Annotated in this window: 16 protein-coding genes; 4 read left to right on the top strand and 12 right to left on the bottom strand. The window is 65.0% G+C overall.

Going from position 1 to position 15,453, the window contains the following annotated elements:
* Positions 1–35: 35 nt before the first annotated feature.
* Genes AWC17_RS25305 through AWC17_RS25290 form a run of 4 tightly spaced genes read right to left on the bottom strand, consistent with a single transcriptional unit; the run spans position 36 to position 2,850 of the window.
* On the bottom strand, positions 36–311 hold the full coding sequence (locus AWC17_RS25305) for a hypothetical protein (protein ID WP_085165299.1): 276 nt from the start codon (positions 309–311) through the stop codon (positions 36–38).
* A 39-nt stretch (positions 312–350) separates the two neighbouring features.
* Entirely contained in the window at positions 351–1,316 is a 966-nt protein-coding gene (locus tag AWC17_RS25300; protein WP_085165297.1) for a conjugal transfer protein, read from the bottom strand.
* Positions 1,313–1,828, bottom strand: a complete 516-nt coding sequence (locus AWC17_RS25295; RefSeq protein ID WP_141224781.1) for a hypothetical protein — start codon at positions 1,826–1,828, stop codon at positions 1,313–1,315. Before AWC17_RS25295 ends, AWC17_RS25300 begins: the two co-directional genes overlap by 4 nt.
* 38 nt (positions 1,829–1,866) lie before the next feature.
* Entirely contained in the window at positions 1,867–2,850 is a 984-nt protein-coding gene (locus AWC17_RS25290; RefSeq protein ID WP_085165294.1) for a hypothetical protein, read from the bottom strand.
* A 459-nt stretch (positions 2,851–3,309) separates the two neighbouring features.
* On the opposite strand from AWC17_RS25290, the gene AWC17_RS25285 reads away from it, so the two are divergent.
* On the top strand, positions 3,310–4,122 hold the full coding sequence (locus AWC17_RS25285) for a hypothetical protein (protein WP_085165292.1): 813 nt from the start codon (positions 3,310–3,312) through the stop codon (positions 4,120–4,122).
* A 7-nt stretch (positions 4,123–4,129) separates the two neighbouring features.
* Here the strand turns inward: AWC17_RS25285 and AWC17_RS25280 are convergent, their stop codons facing one another.
* From AWC17_RS25280 to AWC17_RS25250, 7 genes are all read right to left on the bottom strand, one after another.
* Entirely contained in the window at positions 4,130–6,883 is a 2,754-nt protein-coding gene (locus tag AWC17_RS25280) for a DEAD/DEAH box helicase (protein WP_167385641.1), read from the bottom strand.
* 95 nt (positions 6,884–6,978) lie between these two features.
* Positions 6,979–8,085, bottom strand: a complete 1,107-nt coding sequence (locus AWC17_RS25275; protein WP_141224780.1) for a phospholipase D-like domain-containing protein — start codon at positions 8,083–8,085, stop codon at positions 6,979–6,981.
* Entirely contained in the window at positions 8,058–9,464 is a 1,407-nt protein-coding gene (locus AWC17_RS25270) for a type IV secretory system conjugative DNA transfer family protein (protein ID WP_244193531.1), read from the bottom strand. The genes AWC17_RS25275 and AWC17_RS25270 overlap by 28 nt, the downstream gene beginning before the upstream one ends.
* A 73-nt stretch (positions 9,465–9,537) precedes the next feature.
* Complete coding sequence (locus AWC17_RS33920) at positions 9,538–9,660, bottom strand: hypothetical protein (protein ID WP_264055829.1); 123 nt, start codon at positions 9,658–9,660, stop codon at positions 9,538–9,540.
* A gap of 423 nt (positions 9,661–10,083) precedes the next feature.
* Complete coding sequence (locus AWC17_RS25260) at positions 10,084–10,602, bottom strand: hypothetical protein (protein ID WP_085165284.1); 519 nt, start codon at positions 10,600–10,602, stop codon at positions 10,084–10,086.
* A 382-nt stretch (positions 10,603–10,984) separates the two neighbouring features.
* Positions 10,985–11,242 (bottom strand): hypothetical protein, encoded by a 258-nt coding sequence (locus AWC17_RS25255; RefSeq protein WP_085165282.1) that lies wholly within the window; start codon positions 11,240–11,242, stop codon positions 10,985–10,987.
* 2 nt (positions 11,243–11,244) lie between these two features.
* Positions 11,245–12,219, bottom strand: a complete 975-nt coding sequence (locus AWC17_RS25250) for an alpha/beta fold hydrolase (RefSeq protein ID WP_085165281.1) — start codon at positions 12,217–12,219, stop codon at positions 11,245–11,247.
* Positions 12,220–12,552: 333 nt separating this feature from the next.
* On the opposite strand from AWC17_RS25250, the gene AWC17_RS25245 reads away from it, so the two are divergent.
* The 3 genes from AWC17_RS25245 to AWC17_RS25235 are packed head-to-tail and all read left to right on the top strand — an operon-like array spanning position 12,553 to position 13,615.
* A complete protein-coding gene (locus AWC17_RS25245) occupies positions 12,553–12,921 on the top strand; it encodes a hypothetical protein (protein WP_085165279.1) in 369 nt (122 codons plus the stop codon).
* Between the two features lie 14 nt (positions 12,922–12,935).
* A complete protein-coding gene (locus AWC17_RS25240; protein ID WP_085165276.1) occupies positions 12,936–13,202 on the top strand; it encodes a hypothetical protein in 267 nt (88 codons plus the stop codon).
* A 32-nt stretch (positions 13,203–13,234) separates the two neighbouring features.
* Positions 13,235–13,615: a sigma factor-like helix-turn-helix DNA-binding protein gene (locus AWC17_RS25235; RefSeq protein WP_244193524.1), complete on the top strand. Its 381-nt coding sequence runs from the start codon at positions 13,235–13,237 to the stop codon at positions 13,613–13,615.
* Between the two features lie 31 nt (positions 13,616–13,646).
* On the opposite strand, the gene AWC17_RS25230 is transcribed toward AWC17_RS25235, so the two are convergent.
* Positions 13,647–15,449: an AAA family ATPase gene (locus tag AWC17_RS25230; RefSeq protein WP_085165273.1), complete on the bottom strand. Its 1,803-nt coding sequence runs from the start codon at positions 15,447–15,449 to the stop codon at positions 13,647–13,649.
* Between the last annotated feature and the right edge of the window lie 4 nt (positions 15,450–15,453).

Raw genomic sequence — 15,453 nt, 5'->3', positions numbered from 1 at the left:
ACCCCCTGCAAGTGCTGCTGTGCAGCCTCGCCGCTTTACCCGCCGTATCCGCCGGACATGATGCCGTTGCCGTGCTTGTTGACGGTCTCGTGGAACGACACGGTCAACCCGACCGCTCCCAGCGCCAGCGCGCCCAGCGCGATGGCGCCGATCAGCTTGCCGGCGGCGTGCGCGAATCCCTTGTGGATACCGAAGATCGCGCCGCCAATCCCGGAAATGATCAACGCGATGGCGCCCGGGAAGCGAAAGTCGTTAAAGAATGAGGGGACGGCGGTCAACAGGTCGCCGGCGGCAAGTGTGGTGGCAATCATGGTTGTGCGCTCCGTTCGTTAGTGATGTTGTTGGGGTGGTTAATTCGATGGCCGAGGTGTGGTGGGCACGACCGGGACCAGTTCGTCGTCAGTGGATAAGACCGGTGCGCGGTTGATGCCCGCCACCGACCAATGCCCACCGACGCCCCGCAGCGTCAAGGGATAGCTCATCGCCACGTTGGCGTACTGCGAGGTTTGCGCGGTGACCTGTGCCAGCACCTGGACGGTTTGGCCGTCGGCGGGCTGCGCGGCCACCGGAGCGGTCGCCGTTACCGCCGTCACGATGGGCAGCGGGTTGCCATTCTCGTCCCTGCGGGCCAAATAAGGTGCACCAAGACCTGTGAGCATGGAATCCGTTGTCACATACCGGGCGACGTCGCCAATCCCGGTCAAGTAGGCGGACAGAAACCCGGAGGTCACCTGAAATGCCGGATCAGCCGGCGCCAGCGTGGTGGGGTAGGCCTGCTTGAGATCAGCGCCAGGTCCGGGCCCTTGCACCTGGAACGGTAGGCCCGTTGCACGCGCACCGAACCGCGACCACAACACCGGCACCCGGTAGAGAGCTCGCGTCGGCGTCGCCGACTCATAGGGCCGTTCGTTGACACCGACGACCACCGAAAACACCTCAGCGCCAGCGCCTTTGCCCGCGCTCCCCTCGAATGTGACCGCCACAACCGTCGGGGCTCCGATCACCACCGCCGGCGTCGACGGCAGATGCAGATCGGAGACGTTCACTGACGCGAACTGAGTCAACGCACCCGCCGTCGCACTGGTCGCGGTCAACCACGTGGTCACGTAGTCTTCGGCCAGCGCGGACACCACAGCGGACTTGTTCACCACCACCCGGGCCGGCTCCACCACATCGGTTGGCTCGCCAAACAGGAACTGCCACAACGTGTGCAGTCCACTCAATGCCGCCAGCACGATCAGCACGACGGTTGCGACCCGACGCGTGGTCGACGACGTCGACGACACCCGTCCCTGCCACGTCCTGTTCAGCTTCATCGCTGCCCCGCCGCATACTCAGCGACTGCATCGCGCATCACGACCGCGACACTGCCGCGCTGGCGCCGCTCCATGGCCGAGGCGCTCTTGACCCACTCGTACAACGTGGAATCCACCGCAGCGACAGCCTCGACGGCCGCCCGCCAGCCCCCGTCGTGATCGTCGCCGCCCAGTTGGCGCACCGTGTCCTCAAGCCACGCCAACGGCCGAGGCTGCTGCGAGGCGGCGTAGACCAGCGCCGTCAAAGGCCGCTGGGCCACCTCGCGCCACAGCATGTCGTGATCGACACCGGGGGGCACGCCCACTAAGCGGGGGACATCGCACGTCCTGGCGGCCAGGATGCTGTCCGCGAAGTCGAACGCTTCGCCGGTGGAGGTGACCGGAAGGACCGCCGCAACCCGTTGGGCCCGCCGTGGCCGTGCCGTCAGCACCGTGCGCGCCCACAGCGCGATTGCCGCGGCCGCGATCACCAGCACGGCGACCATTACGCCCCACGACATCGAGGCCGTCACAAGCTGAGCCGTATGCAAAAACGTATCTCCGAACATGGTTAAACCGCCTCGTGCCCAATGATTTTCAAGGAACTAATCGCGAACGTCGCGTCTACCGGGTCCGAGCCGTCGCCACTGCCGCGGGCCGACCCCTCCAGCGGCGCCGTCGACGTCGGCGGCGGGGTTCCGGGGTCACCGAACAGGCCCGGCAAGACACCAGGTGCTGGGGATCGCGGAGTCGTCGCCGGGTCTGCTGGCGGGCGTGAGGTATAACGGATCAGCATCCGAATACGCGAGGCCAGAACTCGTTTGATCGGCTGCACCGCGTCACCGTGAACGTTCTGAGTGTTCTGCGTGACGATGGGAATGCTCGGGTCGTCGGGAAACGAATACTGAACGATCGTCACAACCCGGTGCTGCGACCATTGCGACACCCCGCTCGCGTCGAGCCCGGTCCAGCCCGGGGTCAGGGAGATCGCGGTGATCACGTAGGTGCGGCCCAGGTCGATCGAGATCACCTGCCCGTCACCGCCGCCGCGGACACACACAAACGCGTTGTGCGGATCCATGCCCGACATCGTCTGCGCCGGAGTCGATCCCTCCGCGCAGCTACCCTGCGCATCTGCGGTGTAGGGAAGTGATCGATCCACCCCTGGGCCAGCCGACGCCGGCGCCGTCGGAGATGGCCTGGCCGCGGCGACCGCTTGCGGTTCGCTCAGCGACCCCACTGGTGGGGGCCCCGGCTGGGAATCGTGGGAGTAGAACATGATCGCCCCGACCAAAGCGGCGACGACGCCGCCCGCAACCAGACTGCCGAACCCCCACAGGATCTTGTGGTCGAAGCGCCCTGGGACGGCGACCTTGTCATCAGGGCCAGCCGGGGCTGCGTCAGCGACCGGCTCGGCAGCGACGTCGTCCTCAGACATCAACGCGGCGACGTCCACCTCGCCGATGTCGTCGTCGCCGATGGGCACTTGGTCCTGGCCATAGCTGTTCAGGGCCTGGCCCCACTGCTCATCGGTGATCACGTCCTCGGTGCTCATCGCAGCACCCCGTGGGTGGTGATACGCGCGCAGATGTTCGATGGTCGGCGGCGCTGTACCAGCCGGTACTGGTCAAGGCCGCCGTGGTCCAGCACCGGCTGTGCAGCGACCGGCCCGACCCACACCCCCGGCCAGCACGCGGCTGCCGGCGGCACCATGTGAACAGCTGGCGGCGCCATATAGGTGTTCCCGTGTTGCTTACTCTCTTGAAGGAGCGCGCCCAGCGCGCCCGCCGGGCTGCCGCGCCTTCCCGGTGCGGTCCGGGGACCCGCGCAATGAGCGATTACCGCAACTAAACCGCATATGAACAGCATATATAGGATGAATAGCCCCGCTGGGACCATGGTCGTCACCCCTTCCTCAACTGCCTAGAGACAATGCGGTCAACAGCAGTTACTCTCACCTCTATGGGTGTTGATCATGGCACAGGAAAGCACAAACAACAACAGGTGAACACTGATGCGTCACATAACGCCTGATCGGTACGACGAACTGCGCCGCGAATGGATCGCCGAGCACGCCGGCATCTGGAACATGCAGAAGCGTCGCGCAGAGCTGCTCAACCGCCAGATCCGCAAGCGGGTCCGCATGTCCGCCGCAGCGCGCCCAAATCCCTACGACGACAACGTGATTCATCCGCATTGGGCGCGTAACGGGTCGACGGTGGACATCATCGTGGAGCGCATCGTCGTCGGGCTCTGCGCGCTGCTTGCCCCCGTCGGCTGGCTCGCCGGGCGGCTGCTTTACGAGTACCTCGTGCAGTTCATTCCAGGCCGGTTACGGGCCTACCCGATCCCGGCCCTGTTCGCGGCCGCCGCCGGGATCGGTACCTTGACCGCACTGCTCTACAGCCCAGATGACAGCCTGATCGGCACCATCGCGCCGCCCTACGTGCTGGCCCAAATCCCGGCCACCTTCGCCGCGGCCAGCATCTACGGAATCCTCAACGGCTGGTTAGCCATTGACGGCTCGGCAAGCTGGTGGCCCCTCACTCCGGCGCCGCTGCCGGTCGACCTGACCATCCCCATGGGCCCTGACGACTTGACCGCGCCGCCGGTGTTCGACACCGACGACCCGCACCCGCCGGTCGACATGACCCCGCTGACACAGATCACACAGTCGCTGCAGTCACTGCACCTGGTCCGCGCCACCGCGGCGGTCTGCGCGATCGGGACCGCATGGATGATCGGCGCTGTGGGCGTCGGGATCAAAGACGCCGTCGAGCACACCGTGTCCTCACCCGCCTGGTCCTCACCATCGCAACTGCACTAAGCGCGCGCTACCACGTCCATCCGGGTAAGGCTTCCAAGCGTGCGGACTGGCGGGCGCCGAGCTTGCGCCGCCGCGAAGGTTGGCGCATTTCGTGGACCCACAGCCCCAGAGCGATCCCGTCAGGGGTGCAGTAGTCCTTGGGTGGTGTGGCGTGCCCATGTTGTGCCGCATACGCCACCAGTGCAGCGAAGCTGGTCTCCCACGTCGATTTCTGGCGGTATTCCCATGACCAGCCCGGTAACTCCTCCAGCTGCCGGCGTTGCTCAACGCTGAGCCGGTTACGCCGGGCTGGCCTGCGCACACTGACCACGGATTGATTCAGCTTGACCAGTTCGGGACGTGTCGGGTCCCGCGGCGGGTAGGCGTGGTCGTGCTCGGCGGCGAAGGCCCGCAGCGCGGTGATGAACTCCTCCCACTGCGCCTCGCTAGCGTTCCACGTCCACCCCGGCAACGCATCGAGCTGCTTGCGCCGCTCCTCGGTCAACTTGCCCCGCCGGCGCCGCTGATCAGACACCCAACGTCCCAGTTGAAACCCGGAGTCGGTCGTGTAGGACTGCGGAGGTCGGGCCCGACCCGTGCGCGCCGCGTAGTCGCGCAGGGCGGCGAAGTTGTCGTCCCAGCCGGTGTCGAGCGGATTCCACGTCCAGCCAGGCAGCGCCGCGAGGCGCCGCGCTCGCATGGCATCAAGATCGCCCCTGTGATACAGCGACCGCTGCCTTTGCATCCAGTTCGCTAAGGCGGTACGCGGCCGAACACAAAGCTCGCCGGTGCGATCGATGTGTTCGGCGAGCTCATTGAACGCGTCTTCCCATCGGGTATCTGTGCGCGTCCACGTCCAGCCCGGAAGAGTTTCAAACCGTGCGCGGCGCTTCATCGACAACGGATCTTTGCGCAGAGTCCGCCGCTGATTGCTGATCCACGCCGCCAACCGCAACCCCTCAGCGCTGCGATAGCTGAACGGCGGGAAGGGATGCCCGTGTTTGGCGGCGAACTGTTGCAGCGCAGCGAAATTCTGTTCCCAACGGGCCTCGGTGAGGTTCCACGACCAACCCGGCAGCGCTTCGAGTCGTTCGATCCGTTCGGCCAGCAGCCGACCGCGCGCATACAGGCCACGCTGATGCTGAATCCACGTTCCCAGCGCGCTGCCGGTTTCGCTGCGATCTTTCCTCGCTATGTTACAGTGCCCGTGCTGGTTGGCGAATCGCTTTAGGCTGCAATAGTTTTCCTCCCACTGGCGCGTCAAGGCATCGACAGTGTGAATGCTAAACGCCTGGAAAAACTGCTTGATCATTCGTCGTGAAAGCGTGGTAGGCACATGGATATCGAGGATGTCGCTTTTGATGTCCTCCTGCTCGCCAAGATCGGGGTCGGCCAGCTGTTCGCGGACCGCAGCCAGGTCTCGACTCAAACTGGGGTCATGGCTTTGCAGCGCCTTGAGGACCTGGCGCGTGCGGCGAAATTCGCTGACATCGATCACCGTTTCCGCGTCCTGGCTATCATCGACGGTCACCGCCAGCACGATCAGTGCAGGCCGATCGTGGTGAGGGTTCTTGCGGATAGCGCGCCCGACCGCCTGGGCCACGTCAACCTCCGACGCTCTGGGTTCGGCGAAGAAAACCGCATCCAGGGCGGGAATGTTGATCCCTTCGGTCAGACACCGCGCGTTGGTGACGACGTTCCACTGGTCGACGCCGGGCACTGCCAGTGTTTGCGTGGCGGCAAGTCGATCGCGCAGCGTGGTGGTGCCGTCGATGTGCCTGATCGCCGCCGCTCTCCCGTCGGGGTTCAAACCTTGCGCGGTCAGTAGCGTGTGAACGCGCGCGAAGGTGGTCGCAAACTCTGCGCTGGCCGCGATCGTGTTGTGAAACGCCAGCACACTGGACAATTGGTAGTCCGCCGCGGCCTGGGTCAAAGCGATCGCAGCCGCCACATGATCGGCGCGCGCCACGCTGTCGTCGCCGGCGGCCAGGCTAACGAGCCGCAAGTCTTTGAGCGCGGCCGCGACCGCACTGTCCGACACGGCAATCACCGCGACCTTGAACGGCGACAGGATGCCCTGCTCGATCGCGTCGCGCGCCGGCAGGGTGAACACCTGCGGGCCGTAAAGGTCGGCATCGTCCATTGACGCCACCGTGCGCCGTCGCGGCTTGCCGGCCCGCGTGCGTGGTCCGCTGTGGACCTTCGGGGTTGCCGTGTAGAACAGGCGATGCTGCGACGGGATCTTCCGCGAATCCAGCGCCGCGGCAAAGGGTTTCCCCTGCAGGCCCGCGGTCCGATGCGCCTCATCGAACACCGCAACCGACCACGGCTCCATACCATGCTCGGTGTGGGCAGCGGCGATCACCGCCAACGACTGGTAGGTGCAGAACGCGACACCCACACCCGTTAGCCCGGCCCGCCACGCAGCCACCCGTTGTGGTGATGTCGTGCTCGCGATAGACAGTTCGTCGCTGTGGATGTCTTCGGTGTCCCGCAGGTGCGCTGAACACACACCCAGCGCGGCGAAGTCAAACCGGGCTTGCTGTTGCCAAGTCCGATAGGTTTGTTCGAGCAACCCCAGCGTCGGGAACGTCACCAGCACTGCGCCGGGCCGGCCATCGAGCAGCTTGGCCACGGCGTGCACGGCCATCAACGTCTTGCCGGTGCCGCAGGCCGCCACAATCAGCGCCCGTTCCTGGCGTGCGTCCACGACATCAACCGCGGCCCGCTGATAACGGCGCAGACGTAGGCGCCGCGGACGGCGTCCACCCTGGTCAGCCATCACCCAACCGCCGGCTCACCGTCGCGCCGGCGCCCCCGATGCCCACACTGAGCTCCACGATGCACATCTGAGCATTCTGCCCGTTCTGCGCACCGTCACGGGCCACCCGTCGGCGCCGATCCTGCGGCGAAATCCGCGTCGAACTGCGCCCGCACCGCAGCGACCACGTTCGGCGCGTCGCCGGCATCGATTCGCAGCGACAGCTCCCGGTTCTCAGTAAGGCTCATCGTCGACAGGTTGTGGCTGCCGATCAGCACCGAAAACCCATCGATGACAAGGGCTTTCTCGTGCACGTACAACCCGCCCGGCTTTGTCGCAAAAGTATGCACGACGCAGCCCGCGTGTTCGACGTCGCTGACCGCCGCCGTGGCTGCGGCATCAGCGTTGAGGACGATCCGGCACGCGACACCACGCCGCGCGGCCTGGCTAACCGCCGCCGCGGCCGCCCGATCCTTGAACTCCTCAGTGGTGATGTCAACAGAGCGGCGCGCACCGCTGATAGCGCGCACGAACACCGCCCGCGCCGCTGGTGACCACACGAGACCAGCAGCGTCGACCGCTCGCGACAACTGCCCCGCGGCCGCCTGCGCATAGTCTGCGTCAATCGTCGCGGCAATGGCGGCTACCTGTGTAGGCACGGTGGTGACGACAGCCGCATCCCGAGCGGTGGCGTAATAGTGCGCATCGAGATTGCCGGTGCTGACCACCGCGGTCTTGTCGTCGATCACCAAGGCCTTCTCGTGCACGATGGTTCCCGCCGGAGCCCGGGCCACGTTGACTCCGCCCGCCCGCAGCGCGTCGTAGGCGGCCTGATTGGCGCGCTGGCCGTGGAAAGCGCGGTCGAGTACTACGGTCGTGGCCACACCCCGCTGTCGATGAGCGTCGATCAGCGCCTTCTCGATCGCCGGGTCAGCCAGCAGATACATCGTCATCCGCACGGACTTCGCCGCGCTGTCAATCAGCGCTGTGATCGGGGCGTAGGTGTCTTGGGGCTCCTGGATCAGGCTGTACTGCCCGTCGGCGGGCATCGTGTTGCCGGCACGGCCGTGTGCGGCCCCCGCCGGCAGCCCGCCACAACCAGTAAGTGTGGTGGCCGTAGCCAGGGCCAGTGCCGCGACACCCAGCCGGATTTGGCGGGGCCGTGCTGTCCGGTCGGCCGGCGGCGCCACAGCCCTTACCGCCCGATCATCCGGGTAAGCCACCGCAATCCCTGCGCCGCAACACCTTCGGGTGGCGCGGCCCCGGCGCCTGGGTGACGTGACGTCTTGCCGGCGCGAGCCAGCAGCGCGGCGCAGGCCTGGTCGTAGTGGGCCTTGAAACGGGTCCAATCGGGAATTTCCACGCAATGGCCCAGGCCACCGCGGATCAACAGGCGGGCGTGCTCAGCGTCAGGGGGAAGTAATTCCTGCCACTTCAGCGACGGCCCGAAATCAGTGTTAAGCCCTTTATGCCCGTCGGCCTGCCCGTAGCTTTCGGTGCGGCGAAAGGTCAGCCCGGACCAGTCCTCGGTCCGATTCATCAACAGTTCCTCGTGCGCGCCATACATGATGATGTTGGCGGGAAAGATTGCTCGCAGCTCCTGGGCATACGTCGGCCCATAGACGGTGTCATTCTGGCACGAGTCTTGTACCACGGCCAGCAGATTGATGCCCAGCCCACGGCCCTCCCCCACGATGCGCCGCAGACCCGGAAGCGGTGCGGTGTTGGGCAGCTCGTCGATCGCCAGCAACAACCGATGCATCTGCTCTCGCTGCGACGTCTTCTCCCGCCAGCGCCGCACCAACGAGTCAATCAGGGTAACCGCAGCACCCGCCACAGTGCCATCGGCGGGCGCCAGCACGAACAATGTGGCGTTCGGCTGGTCCAGAAACGACGGATCGAACACTTTCGTCAGATCTGTTGTGCCGGCCGCCATCAACGCCGTGCGCAGCCACGGGGTAATCGCTTTACGCATAGTGATCGCGACCGAGTCCCGCTGCCGCGGCTCCATTCCCAAGATGCGGGTCATGCCGATCGCCAGCACTTCGTAGCGGCTGCAGATAGCAGCTGCCTGCAGCCAACCAGGCTGGCTGGCGCCCTCCGGTGTGGTATCGAGGTTGTCGACAGCCCTCAGAACCCATTCCATCCCTTGACGATTGCCCTGCGGGGAGGCTGCATAAAGAAACGCCGCCAGCGGGCCCGCTGCCTGCGACTCCCACACACCACCGTCGGAAACCTGGTCAGCCCCAGAACCCATACCCACCGTCGCCATCTGCATGATGGTCTCGGCAATCGTCAACGCCTGCAACGGTGTATCGATCGTCGTGGTCGGGTCATAAGCCATCGCCTCGACACCGTCCGGGTAGACCGGCCTGACGACCGGCCGGAAATCGATCAACCCCTTCGGCCCGAACCGCCGCTCCATCGTGTTCTGCATGACGTCGTCCTTAGACGACACCTGCACAACAGGCCCGCCCCATAACGTGCTCGCCGGAGCTAGCAGGCGACGCGACTTGCCCGACTCGGTCGGGGCGCTGATCAAGCAATGAGCCGCTGTCCGTGGCACATAAAGCATTTCGCGGCCGTTGACGAACCGCCGCATAAAACCGCAATACGGTGTCTGCGGGCGCACGTATGGTTCTGTGATCATCGACGTCCTCCCAAAAACTCGTCAGTTAGTTGTTCACCCGGCCTGCGACGTTGGCTCCCACGTTCGTCGCACGCACGTAACGCCTGAATCTTCTGATGCAGCTGATCATCATCAGCGACACGGCCGCCGCCACGCCGTCGGCAGCCATCCTGGCAACCTCTTGTCCAAACCCACTGCCCGCCAAAGGGGCTCGCCCATATCCCAACACCAGGCAACTCACCATCACGGCTAGCGCAGCGACCATCACGATCCCCCCAGCCAACGTCACGACGCTGAAAACGAGCCTGACGTGCCGCCCATACCTTCGCCCGGCCGCGGTGTCTTCCCACGCCGCGTAGCCCAAACCAATGACGAACGAACAGACAAGCCCACCGATCAACATCCCGGCCCCCTGTAGCCGTGGTGACCCTCGGTTGCCTCAAACTCGGCGGGAGTGCCGCAACGGCAGTCGGTTCCCGCTGCCGGATCTGCAGTTGCCGCGTGGTTGTCGAGATCGACAACCACCGCGGCTCGCTGCCCGACACACGGAGCACTCGTGCTACCCACCAGCGAATCTCCTTGACTATCAGAACTACCGTGTCGGGTACGAGTTACGCTCGGGCGTGTCGCGTTCAGATTCGCCGCACCCACCGCCGGAGAAGTTCCGCCAAGGGATGAACTGCCATTCGCCGTTACGGCGCGGGCAAAAGAAACCCCAGGCCTGCCGGTGTGGCCCGGTGACCACCACGCTCAGACAGGGTTGTTCACGGCCGCTGTCGTCGCGAGCCAGCTCGACGCGATGCCGGTGCCTGGCGGGCCGAAAGACTAGTCGGCCCGCTCGCCGCCACCGCGAATCCCGTTCTGTCACCTCGCAATACTTTCCAGACAGCAGCACGCTGGCAAACCACCATGGATGGTTATGCAGCGCCGGTGGATCATCAGAACCGACGAACTTGTGCAGATAGATGTTCACAAACCGGTTATGGGGCACTAAGAACCAGCGCCGCAAGTATATTCCGCCGCGCTCAGTCGCCACTTCTTGATGCGGTCTGCCACTGAGCAGTTGGTGAAGCCAGCTGCGGTGGCTGGGAGCACTGATCGAGGCACTCACCGCTGGGGTTCCTTCTGGGCTAATTCGTCGTTGCGGGCACTACCAGCACTCGAAACCGGCTCGCAAGAAGAGGCATTCGCTCGTGCCGAGTCCGTGCAACGCCCAGCCAGTTCGGTACCGTCGGCGCCAGCAGCTACGCCCGGGAGCCGCGCGATAACCCTCGCGTCGGATCGGGGCGGCAGTGACGTGTTGTGCGAGCAACATTCGCCGTGATGCGCCGGCCAGGTCATGACGCGGTTTTCCACCTGCGCCACATAATCGAAGCTCGCTAACAGTCCCAGACAGGTCGCGGCTTCTCCGGCCAATAGGCAGGCCAAAAATGCTGCTTTCCCACCGGTTTTCGAGTGCGTTGAGTGCCCAACGGGCCCCTGGTAGTACGCGCTCATCGGCAACCCGCCGGCTCGTCGCTGTGCGCCAATGCCCAGTGCGCCAGGCGGCCCGGCTGACCGTGCACTCTACGCACCACCCCGCGTCGTTGCAGGGTGAGCAATGCCCGGTAAACCTCCTCGGCGACCACCGCTCGGCGCCCAAGTTGGCCACGGTGCTCGGTAACCGCGATGCGGGCCGCAGTGGTCGTCATCGGCCCCGCGGCCGTCGCGAGGGCGTCAACTAACTGCCCGCGCAGCTCCTCAGCGCTCACAGCTACCCGGCCAACGATCGGACACCGACGGTTTCAGCTTGGCCACGACGCACGATCGAGCCCATCGCCACGACCCCGGCGATCTCGTCGGCGACCTCACGTGGCGCCTCGTGCAGGAGCATGTGCCCGGCATTGCCTACTCGACGATGTCTGGCACCGGCGATACCGGCCGCCATCAGCACCGCATGCGCCGGCGGGGTCAGCACGTCGACATCCCCGCTGATGACCGTGGTCAGCGCACCAATGTTGCCCAGTTTGGCGCGCTGGTCATAGCCGCGCAGACCGGGCAGAAATCCCGCCGCGGTACTCAGCGACGTCGAGGCCAGTGCGGCGCTGCACATCGCGCACAGGACGGCACGCTCGACACGCGCGCACCCCCGGCAAAGGCCGACCAGTTCGCACAGCGGACGTGCCGCGCTGCGAGCCGCGCGTTCGACAGCTCCAGCGGGGGTATGGGCGACCAAGCCAGCCAAAATATCGGGCGCCGGAGTCCTGAGCAGACGGCCCAGCCCATAGTGGCCGAGGTCTCCTGCCGCGGTGGCTACCAGGATCAAGCCGTGCGGGCGCACGGGCTGGCGATGCGCAGGCCTGGCGCCAAACGTCAACGCGGCCATACCTCCAAGGGAATGACCGGCGATAGTCAACTCGCCGCGCACCCGCATCGCAGTCAGGACGTCGCTGAGATCATCGGCGAGCTGCTCGGTGTGATAAGACCGGATCGGTGCGTGGGCCGAATTCCCGTGACCGCGATGATCGTAACGGATTATTCGCGTGGCCTGCCCCAACCGATCCCCCAACGATTCAACGACAAGATCCCAGCTTTGCGAGCCCTGGCACAGTCCGTGCAACAACAGCACTGTGCGATCGGCATCCACCGGACCGCTGTCATAGACCGCCAGCGCAACTCCGTCCCGGGTCAAGATTGTGTGCTGCACCACCCGCGCCCCACGAGCGGTAGGCCCGGCGCACACGGTCATGACTGCAGCTCCGCTGAAAGAGCCAGCGCGACGTTCGCGCCGCCACCAGCCACCAGGACCTGTTCACGTCCCTGCTTCATAGACGGATGCCGTGATACGGCAGCGCCATGACATGACCTGGCACACTGGCTCGCCCCGGTGCCCCCCATTAACGATTGAAAGAGCTGTAGCGCATCTCGTTTGGATAGGCCCTCCGTCATATTTCGTATCGAGCCCAGACTAGGCGGGACGAGGAGGCAGAACGTGCTCATCACTTCATCTTGACAGAGCAAAGCAGCCAAAACAAGTAGTAAACATGATACTGTGCACGTACTGTTTCATCAGGAGGTGGAAATGAGCACCGAGCCCACGGCCCGCGAAGCCCTCGACGAGGCACGAGACGACATCACCTTCGCGCGAAAGGCCGCCCTCAGCGGCGACGACTCCCGTCGCGCCCAGTACGCCATGGCTGCGATCGACAGCGCAGCTACCACGCTCCTTGACCCCGCAGCAACCCCACCCGAGGTGGTCGCCGCACGGTTCTTCCTTTACGAAGGACTCGCCTTAGACGGCCGCGCAGGTGCGTGCGGCGCCGATAGCATCCACACCGAGGACGAAGCATCCGCCCTCGACGCCGATGCACAGGCCTGGCTGCAGAACTACCTTTCCACGCAACGCGACCTACCCGCAGTTGCCCTGTACGACAACAGCATCGGGCTCTAAACACAGGCTCACCGATGACTACCACGCGCTGTCAAGCCAAGGGCTGCAAGACCACCGATTCGACGTTCATGTGTCAGGTCCACTGGCCCATGGTTCCATCCTCGCTGCGTGACGCCCTCACCGTGGCCGACAGCGAGCATTCCCCCACGTACGCGACAATCGCCCAAGCCGCCATCGACGCGGTCGCCCACGCAGAGGCCCGCCGCACAGCGCGTACCGCGCGCGCACCGCGAAAGCCCGTGCAACTCACCTTGTTCGACGTGCGCCCACCGAAACGATGAATCGCAGACCCGCGGAGATCCCGTGCGACTGGGTGGGCCGGTTCGTAGAAGGACACGCAGGCTCCGATGCGGACCTCGAGCGGGCCACCGACTCGATCGCCGCCGGCCGGCTCTTGTTCGCCATCGCCGATGCGCTCGCCAAGGAGCTGAAGGACCCTCGGTCCGCCGCCCGAGCGTATAGGGTTCTGCTCGCGCGGCTAGAGGGTTACACGTTCGATCAGATCGCTCGCCGTGAAGGCGTTTCACGTGAACGAGTCCGGCAGGTGACAAGTCAGATACGGCGGATCGTTGTCGCAAGACCAGGCATCTTCGATGGCTTCAGCGGCCTCGATCAAGCGGCCCGTAGTGCGACTCGTGATCGCGTGACCCGCTTCGAGAACTGGTCTTGGCGCAAGGGCTTTCGCCCGCTTTAGCCCGTCCGCGACTTCGCGAGCGTGGTTGAAACTAACGGGTGTTTAACCGTTTACGGAATCTGGGTGGCGTGGCGTCCTGTAGCCCGTTCCACACGTCGTCGCGGGTCAGGAGCAGTAGGTCGTTGGCGGGTATCGATTCACCGAACGTGTGGTCGCTAAGGTCGAAGTCGTCAAGGCCGTGGCCGTCCATTACCCGCAGATCGCGTGCCGCTTGCGCCTTTTCGATGATGTTGCGCACATACCGGCCATTGTTGAGGTCATCGATGGTGCGGACGGTGTCTCCGTCCGGTGATTGCGTGACTTCGTTGTAGAACCTGGTGAACGGTTCGAGCAGAACGCTTTCGAACGCGCCGGGCTCAACGATGTTGCTGCTGCGCTTGACGATTGCGTGGGCGATCTCGATGAGCTTGTCGGGCGGGTAGGACTCGAATGCGATTGTCGTGGCGAACCGGCCTTGTAGGCCGCCGTTGGATTCGATGACCTTGCGGCAGGCGGCCGGGTAGCCGGCAGCAATGAAAACAGCCTTGTCTCTGTTGTTTTCCATCCACGGCACGATGGCTCCGATGATGCCTTGCCCGATCGGGTCGCCCCCGGCGTACCCGCCGTGCAGCAGTTCTCCGAATTCGTCGAAAAACACTGTCGCGCCGATAGCTTGGGCGAGGAACTCGCGGGTTTGGGTTTCGACGCTTCCGACGTACTGGCCGGCCAGGATTTCCTTGCTGGTTTCGAAAACGTCCCGTTTGGGTAGAATCCCCAGCCCGCAAAAAGTTTTCGCTACCACTCGGGCCACTTCTGTCTTCCCGACGCCAGGCGGCCCGATCATCAGTAGATGATTGGTTACCGCCGGGGTGGGAAATCCTTTGCGGGAACGCAGTATTCGCGCCGCCGTGGACGCCTTGAGCGAGCGGACCTGTTGCTTGACTTCGTCGAGGCCGATCATCGCTTTCAGGGTCTGCTCGGCGTCGGCCAAGTCTTTGCGGGCGTCGTCGGTGTGCTGGTCGTCTTGGCGTTGTTCCGGGGTGCGCCCGGTAGCCGGGTCCCACGGGTCCTCGCGGGTGTCGATGGTGGCGTGGTCGACGACCCGTATCCCAAATGTTTTGTCGGCCAACGCTGTTCGGGCCAGCTCGAAGTCGGGCCAGCGCATCGCTACGTCCCCCAGGACTTGGCGTGCGGTGTCGTCCTGGCCCTGGGCGCGTGCAATGAGCGCCTTGAGGAATAGCGCATCACGGGCGATGGGGTCAGGCCCGTACGGCGAGTCGCTGGCGGTCTCCACAGCGTTTGAGGCTCGCTCCCACATCCCCAGGTGTGCCGCGGCTTTGGCTTCCAGCAGTGCGCTGGCCTGGCTGAGCATGGTGTCGGCGAACCAGGCTTCGCGGCCGGCCACGGCGGCTAGGACATCGGGCCAGCGTTCGGTCATCTGCATCAGCACTGCGCGCGTGAATTGGACTTTGGGGTCAGTCCCCAGCGCGGCCAGGCGGGTGTGGGCTTCGGCGAATTTCTGGTCAGCCAGCAGCGCGGCGATATAGGCCAGCTCTGCGGTGGTGGAATCTTGGATGCGCCACCGCAGGTATTCGACATCGAACGTGACGTCGAGGTCGGCCAGGGTCGTGCCTGAGCCTGCGATCCGCAGGTCTGAGCCGAGCCGATCCCGCGCCGCGGCCAGCCGAGCCACCGTACCGGCTGAGCGGTCCCCGGCAGCCATGCGTCCTAGCCAGGCATCAGCCATACCGGGGTCGTCATCAGTGGCCAGCTTGAACACTTCCAGCGCGCGCCGAGGGTTGCTACGCAAGGTTTTCATGCCCGCGCGCAGGGCTTCGGTGCTACGCGAACTCATGTGG

The organism is Mycobacterium nebraskense (assembly GCF_002102255.1).
In the GTDB taxonomy this organism is placed as follows: Bacteria; Actinomycetota; Actinomycetes; order Mycobacteriales; family Mycobacteriaceae; genus Mycobacterium; species Mycobacterium nebraskense.
This window is presented reverse-complemented; position numbering and strand designations above follow the sequence as displayed.